Origin of the sequence: Rhizobium sp. SEMIA 4085 (assembly GCF_013004495.1) — a bacterium.
Classification (GTDB): domain Bacteria; phylum Pseudomonadota; class Alphaproteobacteria; order Rhizobiales; family Rhizobiaceae; genus Rhizobium; species Rhizobium gallicum.
Window position 1 is genome coordinate 1 of record NZ_JABEPH010000210.1, and the last position, 10,712, is coordinate 10,712.

Here is a 10,712-nt window from a genome sequence, read left to right on the forward strand (position 1 = left end):
CCTCGTACTCCTCTGCTTTCGTCTCCTCCTAGTCGTTGTCATTGCGGTTATCGGTTTCCCTCGTTGGGCCTTTATCGCTCGTATCATCCGCAGCCAGATTCTGGCCCTTCGGGGACGTCCCTTCGTCGATCGGGCACGAGTGGTGGGTAGCAGTGATTTCAGCATTATGGTGCGGCACATCCTGCCCAACCTCTTGCCGCAGATCGCTGCTAACGGCGCACTCGTTGTTGCCAATGCGATCTCTATCGAGACCTCTCTTTCATTTATCGGGCTCGGCGATCCGCTACAGCCTTCCTGGGGCACTCTGCTTTCCTTGGCGCAACGCGCCGGCGCTGCCAGTGCTGGAGCCTGGTGGTATCTCGGCGCACCGGGTGTGTGCGTGCTCATTGTTTCACTTGGATTCGTCCTCTTGGGCAATGCGCTCGATGATACAATTAATCCCCGCCGGAGGACCATTCCATGAGTAAAAGTTCTCAGAATCCTACTGCCTCGCTGCTTTCAATTGACAATCTCTCCGTAGACTATGAGATGAAGGCCATCTCGCTGCGTGCCATCCATGACATAAGCTTTGATCTGCTGGCCGGACAAGCTGTAGCCCTCGTTGGGGAATCGGGTAGTGGCAAGACCACGACTGCGATGAGCATTGCAGGTCTGCTTTCGCCCAACGCGCGGGTCAACGGCGGCGAGGTACGCTACCGCGGTACGCGCTTGCCGATCAACGATGATGCAGCGATGCGCCCATACCGCTGGAGCGAAATCTCCGTTGTATTTCAAGGAGCGATGAACGCACTTAATCCCGTTCACCGAATTATTAAGCAGATCGCCGAGCCGTGCATGCTGAATGGCATGTCACGTGACGATGCGAGGGCAAGAGCAAGGGAACTCCTTGAACTAGTCGGTATCCCTGCGGATCGTGGTGCTTCCTATCCACACGAACTGTCTGGCGGCATGCGGCAAAGAGTGATGATCGCTATGGCGTTGGCCTGTAGCCCGTCAATAGTCATCGGTGACGAGCCGACTACGGCCCTTGATGTAATTAACCAAGCGCAGGTTCTCAAACTGCTAGTCGAATTGAGATCGAAGTTTAATCTCGCTCTCCTCTTGATCACACATGATCTGTCCGTGGTTGCGGAGACCTGTGATCGTGTCATGATCATGTATGCCGGACGGATCGTCGAGGACGGCACCGTCGCAGAGATATTTGCCGAACCTAAGCACCCCTACACTCGGCTCCTGATCGAATCGATTCCAAGCCCGGCAAAGGACAAAAGAATAATTCGGCCGATCCCGGGCGACCCTCCGACTTTGGTGAAGCGCCCTTCAGGCTGCCCATTTCATCCACGCTGTCCGTCTGCCATGTCAATTTGTATGATCGAAGATCCTCAACTTGAGAGGTGCGGCCAAGGACGGGTCGCCTGCCATCTTCACAGATCGTTGAGACAAGCAGACAAGGTTCCAGTTCATGCCTAACATCGCCGACATTCTGCGTTTAGAGAACCTGCAAGTCCGCTTTCCCCTACAGGGTGGATTGTTTGATGGTATCTTAGGACGACCAAGGGGCGGCGTACGTGCGATAGACGGAGTCGACCTGACCGTCGCTCGCGGTGAAATCGTTGCCCTCGTGGGTGAATCAGGTAGTGGCAAAACCACCATAGGCCGCGTCATCACCAAGCTCGTGCAGCCAACTGGCGGCAAGTTGCTTTTCGATGGTGATGATATGACAAGCGTGCGCGGCTTTTCGGCGCTACGTCCTTATCGGCATCGAGTGCAGATGATTTTCCAGGATGCCTATCAAGCGCTCAATCCACGACACACCGTGTTCGACGCGGTGGCAGAACCGTTGCGGTCGCTGCGGCTCGTCGAGAACAATGAGAAGCTCACCAAACGGGTGAGCGACGCTCTTTCGGCCGCTGGTTTGAACCCTCCCGAGGATTTCTTCGCACGATTTCCACACGAGCTGTCAGGCGGTCAGCGTCAGCGAGTCGTCGTAGCGGGGGCCCTTGTCGTCAAACCGGAACTCATTGTCGCGGACGAGCCCGTATCGATGCTGGATGTTTCGATCCGCGCACAAATCCTGCAGACTCTGATCGACCTGCGGGACCGACAAAATCTAGCGCTGCTGTTTATCACTCACGACCTGCCGCTCGCCTGGCTAATCGCCGATCGCATCGCCGTTATGTACCTCGGACGTGTGGTCGAGATCGGCAGTGCTGACGATATCACCTTGAACCCCCAGCATCCGTATACAGTAGCGCTCCGGAACGCCACGCCACAGGTTCGCGATACCGCAGATCGAGGTGCTATCCAAGCCCTGCGGGGGGAGATTCCCAGTGCGGCTCGGGTCCCGAAGGGCTGTCGGTTCCATCCGCGCTGCTCCCTCGCGTTCAACCGCTGCCGACAGCAGGAGCCGCCAGCAATCGAAATAGGACCGCAACACCGATCAGCCTGTTGGCTGGCGACATAATCGTGGTTTGAGGGCTTTTATGTCCGGCGGACGTGGGGCGCGCGCCGGAATAGATCTGATATGAGCGCGACGAACGCCCACGGTCCCCAGATGTTGGCAGTCGGGCTTTTCAGGGGGCTCGTTTAGAACTTCTGCTTTGCCCGCGCTTTGACACTTTGACATGAAGCAGCCGCGGAAAATGCCTCTTCGTAATGGTAAGCGGCGGTTTGATCCGGTCGAGGAAGAGCGCTTGATCGATGCATGCTTTGAGCCGGGGGTGTCGGTTGCAGGGTAAGCGGCAAGGGGACCCCGTCTGGCGTAGGGGGTTAGCGGTCGGATATCGATAGCGCACGTTGTGAGCCGAAGTGAGCTTCTATGTCTGCGCCTAGTTCTGGAACTAGAACCTTCCATATCGAGGTTGTCCTTGGCGACATTGTCGTGCGCGCCGGCGCAGATGTCGACGAGGCGCACTTGCAGCGGGTGATCCGGGCGGTCCGTTCGGCATGATCCCCTCCGGCGTGAAGGTGTTCCTCGCCAGTCATCCGGTGGACTTCCGCAAAGGCCCGGACAGCTTGCTGTCGCTGGTGCGGGATGCCGGCAATGATCCGTTCAACGGTGCGCTTTACGTCTTCCGGGCCAAACGGGCCCAACGACCGACATTCTGCATACGTTTCTCGCTTTTCGACGATTGCCTATCCTTGGCACCCGCTGTTCGGGAAGAAGGTGCAGGTCTCGCCGTTTAGACGCGGCAAGAGTTTGACCTGCATCTACACGAATGAGCGTCCGGATCTGTGCCGCGAATTGCCGAATTGGATGTTCGATCAAAGCTACTGCTCCACCATGGCGCTAGGGCTGCCTGAGATCAGCATCGCTGGCCTCAACGAACTGGCGGCCGCGCTGGCGTCGTTCGGCGCGACTCGCAAAGGAGGCGCAAGATCCCGTCCTTCAAAGAAGAAGGAGAAGGGTGATGCGAAGCAGGCGACATCAAAATCGCGATCAGCTCGTCCTGGAGCTGGAGCGCCAAAATCATCAGGTGCCGGTCAAGAACGTCAAGGGGTTGGTGGAGGCGTTGGCAGATCTTCTGCTGGAGGCATTGGAGGTAAACACAACGACGAAGACGGGAGGCGTAAATGAACACGAAGATCACGCCTGACCATCTGGGACGTGCGGCTGTGGTCTACGTCCGGCAGTCGATTATGACGCAGGTCACCAGTAATCTCGAAAGCCAGCGTCGGCAGTATGACCTTGCTGGAGCTGCCACAACGACCGGCTTTGCATCGGTGACCGTAATCGATGACGATCTTGGCCGTTCCGGTTCGGGCAGCATGGAGCGCCCTGGGTTCGAACGGCTTGTGGCACAGGTCTGCTCCGGCGATGTGGGTGCGGTCTATTGCATCGAGGCATCACGCTTGGCGCGCAATGGTAGGGACTGGCATCATCTGATCGACCTTTGCGCGCTTGCTGGTACGCTGGTCATCGATCCGGACGGCGCCTATGATCCGCGGCTTGTCAACGATCGTTTGCTGCTTGGATTGAAAGGCACGATGTCGGAGTACGAGCTTAGCTTGATGCGACAACGCGGCATCGCCGCCCGCGATTCCAAGGCCGGACGTGGGGAACTAAGGTTCATGCTGCCTCCGGGCTTGTGCTGGAGCGAGGTGGGCAAGATAGAGATTGATCCGGACGAACACGTAGCTGAGACGATCAGGCTTGTCTTTACCAAATTCCGGGAACTGGGAAGCGGACGACAGGTCTTTTTGGCGGTCGGCCGATATCAAGATGCCTGTCGTCCTGCGCAATGTCGACGTCTGCAAACTAGTCTGGAAAGCGCCAGCCTACCACAGCGTCATGCAGATCCTCCACAACCCACTCTATGCGGGCGCCTACGCCTTCGGAAGACGCGCGCAGCGAACGCGGATCGTCGATGGTCGCGCTCGCAAGGCCACTGGGGTGCGTAAACCCCGGGGCGAATGGAGCGTGCTGCTGCGCGATAATCATCAAGGTTACATCAGTTGGCGGGAGTATGAGGAGAACTACAAGCTCCTGACTGAGAACGCGCACATGAAGAAGAATTGCGATCGCAAATCAGCGCGTGGCGGCCGTGCTCTTTTGACGGGACTGATGCGATGCGGCCGCTGTGGCCGAATGATGCGCGTCTTTTACGGCAGTGCAAAAGGCAACGCCCATCGATATCAGTGCCGCGGCGATGATGCTCATGTGGGTGTCGGCCTTTGTATCGGCATTGGCGGCGTCAGGGTCGACCGCGCTGTCGCCCTCCAGATTCTGGAAGCGGTGTCGGATCGTGCCGTCGAAGCGGCAATATTCGCCTCCGATCAAGTCGAGCGGTCCCAAAGAGACATCATTGCGGCAATCGAGCGGGACCTCGAAGGCGCACGCTACGACGCCCTGCTGGCCAGTCGCAGGTATGAGCTTGTGGACCCAGCCAAGCGGCATGTCGCTCGTGAGTTGGAAGCGCGATGGAATGATGCGCTGGAGCGTGTGAAGGTGCTTGAGCAGAAGATCAAGGAATTGTCCGCCTTGTCAGCCGCACGCCCTGCCATCGATCGTGGCCGGCTCCTGCAACTCGCTCATGATCTGCCGACCGCATGGAATGCGACAGCTACAGATACTCGAACGAAACAGCGGCTTATCCATATCCTGGTTCAGGAGATCGTCTGCAATCTCGACAATGCGACCAACGAGGCCGTGCTATTAATCCATTGGACCGGTGGTCGTCATACTGAGGTCCGCGTCGCGCGCGTCAAGACCGGCAGATATCCGAGTGAGATGGCGCCGTCGGCAGTCGAGGCCCTGCGCAAACTGGGTGGACATGGCCAGATCGGGAACTTGCGGTGTCGCTCAATAGAATGCACTGCAAGACCGGTGATGGCGAGAGTTGGACGACCGTACGTGTCCGCGACATGCGCGAGCGCCTAGCAATTCCCGAATACGATGCCACCAAAGTGGACGTACCGATGATCAGCTTGATGAAAGCGGCGGAGAAACTCGGCATTTGTGTCGGATCGGCTAAGAGCCTGGTGCAGAGAGGAATTTTACCCGCAACGCAAATCCTTCCAGGCTCGCCGTGGATGGTTCCCGTCGAAGCATTATCCTCGGAAGCCGTCCGGATAGGGGTGCAGGGTGTCGTCGATCGACGCCCGAAGTTTTACGAGGATTATCAATATGATAAAGTTGTCCGATTGCCCGGACTCTAACAGAGGGATGCATTATGAAGCGCACTGTGCGGACAGAGTCAAGATCGTCTGGTGGGACGGCTCTGGCGTCTGCCTTTACGCCAAGCGGTTGGAAAAATCGCAGTTCTGCTGGCCGCGGATCGGCCATAATCGGATCCAGCTTAACCATGCTCAGCTTCTGACGCTCATCGATGGCATGGATTGGAAGCGGGTTCGGGCCGTGCCGGTCAAGCCGCCGGAGATTGTTGGGTAAAAGCCCTGCGGCGAAGTGAATCAGCAGCCTGAAAGGGCAGGAAAACCGGAGCAAAATGTGCTCTGTCGAAACGATGACGCCGCCCGATCTCAACCTCCCAGACGATGTTGACGCGCTGAAAGCCATGGTGCTTGCCATGGCCGAGAAGGCGGCGCGGGCCGATGCCCTGGAGAGCGAAATCGCTGATCTCAAGGCGCGCAATGCCGATGCCGATGAGCGCATCGAGCGGCTGACGCAGATCCTGAAGGCCTTCGATCGTGCCCGCTTCGGCCGCCGATCGGAAAAGCTCGGCTCCCCCACCACTGACGACGAGCAGCAGGCCTTTGTCTTCGAGGAGATCGAGACCGGCATCGCCGCGATCAAGGCACAGGTCAACAAAGGCCGCGAGCGCTCAGAAGGCAAACGTCCGCCGCGGCCGCGCAAGGGCTTCGCACCGCATCTGGAGCGGGTCGAAGTGGTCCTCGAGCCTGAAGATCTGCCGGAACATGTCGGCAAGCAGAAGGTGCTGATCGGCGAGGACGTGTCGGAGCGGCTGGATGTGGTGCCGGCGAAGTTCCGCGTCATCGCCGGCCGAAGTATGCCTCAAAAATGAGGACGGCGTCATCCAGGCATCGGCGTCGGCACACATCATCGAGGGCGGCATTCCGACGGAAGCGCTTCTGGCCCAGATCGCTGTCTCCAAATATGCCGATGGCCTGCCACTCTATCGGCAGGAGGCGATCTACGCCTGCGACAAGGTCGAGCTCGACCGCAAGCTGATGGCGCAATGGATGGGCAAGCTCGGGTTCGAGCTCGAGATCCTCTCCGACTACCTCTTTGATGAGATCAAGAAGGGGGAGCGGATCTTCGCCGACGAGCCACTTTGCCGACCCTCGCTCCTGGATCCGGATCGACAAAGACGGCCTGGCTTTGGGCCTATGCCAGGGATGACCGGACCTTCGGAGGCAGTGGTCCGCCGATGGTGGCCTATCGCTTCGAGGATAGTAGAGCCGGCGAGTGTGTCGCCCGGCATCTGAACCGCTACCGCGGCATTCTCCAAGTCGACGGCTATGCCGCTTACAACAAGCTGGTCCGCGCCGATCGCGGCCATGACGGCGTTTTGCTAGCAGGCTGCTGGGCACACAGTCGGCGGAAGTTCTACGAGCTTCATGCCAGCGAAAGCTCAAAGGTTGCAACGGCGACGGTGGAGAAGATGGCCACGCTCTGGCAGATCGAAGAGACCGTGCGCGGCCAAGGTCCCGATGCCCGTGCCGCGGCGCGCCAAGAGGCTTCTGCAGCAGTCGTCGCGGACCTCTTCGCCCTCTGGCAGCAAACCCTGCCGCGCATCTCCGGCAAATCGAAACTGGCCGAGGCGCTCCGCTATGCCATCTCGCGTCGCGCCATCTTCGAACGCTTCCTCACCGACGGCCGCATCGAACTCGACTCCAACATCGTCGAGCGAGCAAACGCAAGAACTCGCTCTTCGCCGGCAGCGACGGCGGCGGCAGGAGCTGGGCAACCATCGCCACGCTGGTGCAGACGGCAAAGATGAACAACGCCATCCGCTTGCCGGGCTCACCCAGACCCTCGAGCGCAGCGCCAATGGCTGGCCGAGCAGCGAAATCGACGCCCTCATGCCGTGGAACTACGCCGCCTGAACGGCCTCGCCTTGCCGCTTACGTTGCAGGGCTTGCGCTCGAGTACGGGGTGAACGCCAATCAGTTGCGCAACTGGATCAGGCTGCGTCCGCGCCGGCAGGCGGAGAACGCGTTGACCACTAATGCCTTGCGCGCCGTCGGCCTTTGTTCCGGTTGTTGAGGCCGCGCCGATTGCGCGACCGCCGGCTCCGTCGGCTCGGCCGACATCGCCACGGGTGCGGCTGAAGGCGTCGCTGCCGAACGGTGTACGGCTGAGCTTGAAGATGCGGATGCTCAGGTTCTGTGTAAGCGCGAATTTCCCGGCACCTTTTGCTGTTGAGTGCTCTGATGCATTAGATGTCCACCAAAATAGGTGGACACCTTGTGATGGAAGACGATGATCAGAAACTACGGGTAAGGCTTGTTGGTCGGGACGGGCGACGCCGTTACGACCCGGCATCGAAGGACCGTCCTGTCACGGCCTGCCTTGAGCCTGGAGTGTCGGTATCGAAGCTTGCGCTCGAACATGGGGTCAATGCGAACCTTCTTCGGAAGTGGATGAAGAAACGCACGGAGACCCAGTCCCTTCCGCCGTCCTCATCACCGGCGTTTATCCCGGTTCAGATTGAAAGCACTTCCGATCGGGCCTTGCTGCGACAGAGCAGCATGGCTGCGGTGGATGTGCCGGGGACTTGCGATGGAGTGCGTGGGTCAAAAGGGCTGCGCCTTTTTCCTCTCCAGCCAAGGTGAGCGCGTCACTGCCGAACGGCGTGAAGTTGACGCTAGAATGCTGTGATGTGGATGCATTGAGGGCGATCATGGGAGCACTGGGTCATGTTCAGACTGGGCGCTGACCTTCAGGTCTACCTGCATCGCGAACCGATCGACTTTCGGGCTGGTATCAACAGCCTTGCGGTTCTGGTCCAGGAGACGATGGCACTCGATCCGTTTGCTCCAGCGGTTTTTGCCTTCTGCAATCGCCATCGCGATCGGATGAAGCTCTTGTTCTTCGACCGATCGGGCTTTGTGCTGGTCCTGAAGCGGTTGACCGAGGACAAGTTCCGCTGGCCCCGGCGTCAGGAAACGGTGATGCGGCTGACGACGGAGCAATTGCACTGGATTCTCGACGGCATCGATATCGATGCGATGGTTCGCCATCCGGTGCGGCAATATCAGGTTGCTGGCTGACGGCGGCGAATTCTGCGGTTGACGCGGCGGTACGGTTCAGATTCAAAACTACGATGAATCGAACCGGCGAACCGACTGTTGAAGAGTTGATGGCGCGTATTGCTGCGCTGCAGGCGGAGAACCGTCAGCTCACAGAGCGCGTCGTCAAACTCGAGGAAGAGCTGGCGCTTGCACGACTGCATCGTTTTGCGCCGAAGAGTGAAAAGCAAATTGACCGCCTCTCCAATGAAGCTGAACAGGCCGCTGATGAGGACGCCGCCGACAACGAAGATGGCGATGTCGTTGCCCTGCCAGACACGGGCTTGCCGGCGACAGAAGGGGCGACGGGAAAGAAGCGCGGCCGCAAGGCCTTGCCGCAAAATCTGCCGCGCGAGCGCGTCGAGTATGACCTTCCCGACGATCAGAAGGCTTGTCCTTGCTGCCGCGGCCAAATGCACCGCATGGGCGAGACCGTTACCGAGCAACTTCATATCGAGGTGAAGGCTAAGGTCCTACAAAATGTGCGGTTCAAATATGCTTGCCGTCATTGCGACCGCACCGGGATCAACACGCCTGTTGTGACCGCGCCGATGCCGACGCAGCCCTTGCCGGGCAGCATCGCTACGGCCTCGACGCTGGCCTTTGCTCTTGTTCACAAATACGTCGACGGCACACCGCTCTACCGTCTGGCGCAGGCCTTCGAACGCGCCGGTGTTCCTGTCAGCCGAGGCGCTCTGGGTCACTGGGTGATCGGCTCGAGCGAGAAGCATCTGCATCGCATCTATGACGCACTGAAACTGCGGCTCAGATCACAGCCCCTCATTCATGGCGACGAGACGACGGTTCAGGTCCTGAAGGAAAGGATAGGGAGGCCACCAGCACATCGTATATGTGGGCATATCGGAGTGGCGAGGACAGTGACGAGCCGATCGTGCTTCTCGATTATCAGCCGGGCCGCGGCCAGATAGACCCGCAGGCCTTTCTCGCCGATTACCGCGGTATAGTGATAAGCGACGGCTATTCCGCCTGGCGCACACTGGAGGGCGCAACCCATATTGGATGCATGGCCATTCGAGGCGGCGCTTTGTCGATGCCCTCAAGGCGAGGAAGAAGGGCGGCGGTCCGCCGGAGCAGGCGCTCCGGTTCTTCGAACAGCTCTACCGGGTTGAAAGGCAGGCGCGGGACGAAAAACCGGACAGAGGCGAAACGCCAGATCAATGCATTCGCCGCTTCCGCCAGCAACATAGCATCCCCGTCCTGAACGCCCTCAAGGAATGGCTCGATAAAATCGCCCCGAAGGCCGGACAGCAAGCTTGGCTATGCCGTATCCTACACTCGGAACCAATGGGAATATCTGACGCGCTACGCCGAAGACGGCAGGATGCCGATCGACAACAACCTTCTCGAACGCGATATCAAAATCTTTGCCACTGGCAGAAAGAGTTGGCTGTTCAGCGACACCGTGGATGGAGCCAAGGCCAGTGCCGTAGTCTACAGCCTGATGCTGACCTGCCGCGCCTCGCGCGTCGAGCCGTTAGCCTGGTTGCGCCACGTCCTCACCGAATTGCCTCAGCGCGCCGACGACGCCGATACCACCGACCTGCTGCCCTTCAACTTCCCCAAAACTGCCACTGCCGCCTGATCCAGCGCTACGCTTTCCTAAATCAAACGCCGAAAGGCGGCGTCAACGTGCGGGGAAAATCGCGCTTACGGTTCTGTCGGCGATGATCGAAGCGTTGGGGCGTTGCGATGTTCCGGCTGGCTGATGATCTGCGCGTCTATCTCCACCGGGAGCCGATCGACTTTCGCGCCGGGATCAGTAGTCTTGCGATCCTGGTCGAGCAGTCTATTGGCCTCAATCCGTTTGAGCGCGCGGTGTTTGCCTTCTGCAATCGCCGCCGCACCTGGTTGCTGTTCTTCGATAGGTCGGGCTTTGTGCTGGTGTTGAAGGCGCTGACGGAAGACAAGTTCCGCTGGTGCGGCGGCAGGAGACGGTGGTGCCGCTCGATGCCGAGCAACTGCACTGGTTGCTCGACGGC

Annotated in this window: 10 protein-coding genes and 3 pseudogenes; all 13 read left to right on the forward strand. The window is 59.2% G+C overall.

Annotation, left to right across the window (positions count from 1 at the left end; translation table 11 throughout):
• Positions 1-463: ABC transporter permease subunit (locus C9413_RS19975; RefSeq protein ID WP_170250808.1), on the forward strand; the 463-nt coding region annotated here is incomplete at its 5' end.
• The gene (locus C9413_RS19980; RefSeq protein ID WP_040114351.1) at positions 460-1,470 is read left to right on the forward strand and encodes an ABC transporter ATP-binding protein; all 1,011 of its coding nucleotides are present in this window, start codon (positions 460-462) and stop codon (positions 1,468-1,470) included. The genes C9413_RS19975 and C9413_RS19980, both read left to right, overlap by 4 nt.
• Positions 1,463-2,464: an ABC transporter ATP-binding protein gene (locus C9413_RS19985; RefSeq protein ID WP_040114350.1), complete on the forward strand. Its 1,002-nt coding sequence runs from the start codon at positions 1,463-1,465 to the stop codon at positions 2,462-2,464. The genes C9413_RS19980 and C9413_RS19985 overlap by 8 nt, the downstream gene beginning before the upstream one ends.
• Positions 2,465-2,818: 354 nt before the next feature.
• Positions 2,819-2,950, forward strand: a complete 132-nt coding sequence (locus tag C9413_RS34255) for a hypothetical protein (RefSeq protein WP_267285105.1) — start codon at positions 2,819-2,821, stop codon at positions 2,948-2,950.
• A 93-nt stretch (positions 2,951-3,043) separates the two neighbouring features.
• Positions 3,044-3,577: a hypothetical protein gene (locus tag C9413_RS33600; RefSeq protein ID WP_223844052.1), complete on the forward strand. Its 534-nt coding sequence runs from the start codon at positions 3,044-3,046 to the stop codon at positions 3,575-3,577.
• Positions 3,574-4,401: a recombinase family protein gene (locus C9413_RS33605; RefSeq protein ID WP_040114348.1), complete on the forward strand. Its 828-nt coding sequence runs from the start codon at positions 3,574-3,576 to the stop codon at positions 4,399-4,401. Before C9413_RS33600 ends, C9413_RS33605 begins: the two co-directional genes overlap by 4 nt.
• Positions 4,292-5,380, forward strand: a complete 1,089-nt coding sequence (locus C9413_RS33610; protein ID WP_223844051.1) for a recombinase zinc beta ribbon domain-containing protein — start codon at positions 4,292-4,294, stop codon at positions 5,378-5,380. The genes C9413_RS33605 and C9413_RS33610 overlap by 110 nt, the downstream gene beginning before the upstream one ends.
• A complete protein-coding gene (locus C9413_RS33615; RefSeq protein WP_223844078.1) occupies positions 5,365-5,658 on the forward strand; it encodes a helix-turn-helix domain-containing protein in 294 nt (97 codons plus the stop codon). The genes C9413_RS33610 and C9413_RS33615 overlap by 16 nt, the downstream gene beginning before the upstream one ends.
• A 305-nt stretch (positions 5,659-5,963) precedes the next feature.
• Positions 5,964-7,527 (forward strand): annotated as a pseudogene (locus tag C9413_RS20015) (IS66 family transposase).
• 366 nt (positions 7,528-7,893) lie between these two features.
• A pseudogene (locus C9413_RS20020) lies at positions 7,894-8,360 on the forward strand (transposase).
• On the forward strand, positions 8,341-8,694 hold the full coding sequence (gene tnpB, locus C9413_RS20025) for an IS66 family insertion sequence element accessory protein TnpB (protein ID WP_040114347.1): 354 nt from the start codon (positions 8,341-8,343) through the stop codon (positions 8,692-8,694). The pseudogene C9413_RS20020 and the gene tnpB (C9413_RS20025) overlap by 20 nt, the downstream one beginning before the upstream one ends.
• Positions 8,695-8,747: 53 nt before the next feature.
• Positions 8,748-10,315 (forward strand): annotated as a pseudogene (locus C9413_RS20030) (IS66 family transposase).
• A 107-nt stretch (positions 10,316-10,422) separates the two neighbouring features.
• On the forward strand, positions 10,423-10,712 hold a 290-nt coding region (gene tnpB / locus C9413_RS20035; RefSeq protein ID WP_170250809.1), incomplete at its 3' end, for an IS66 family insertion sequence element accessory protein TnpB.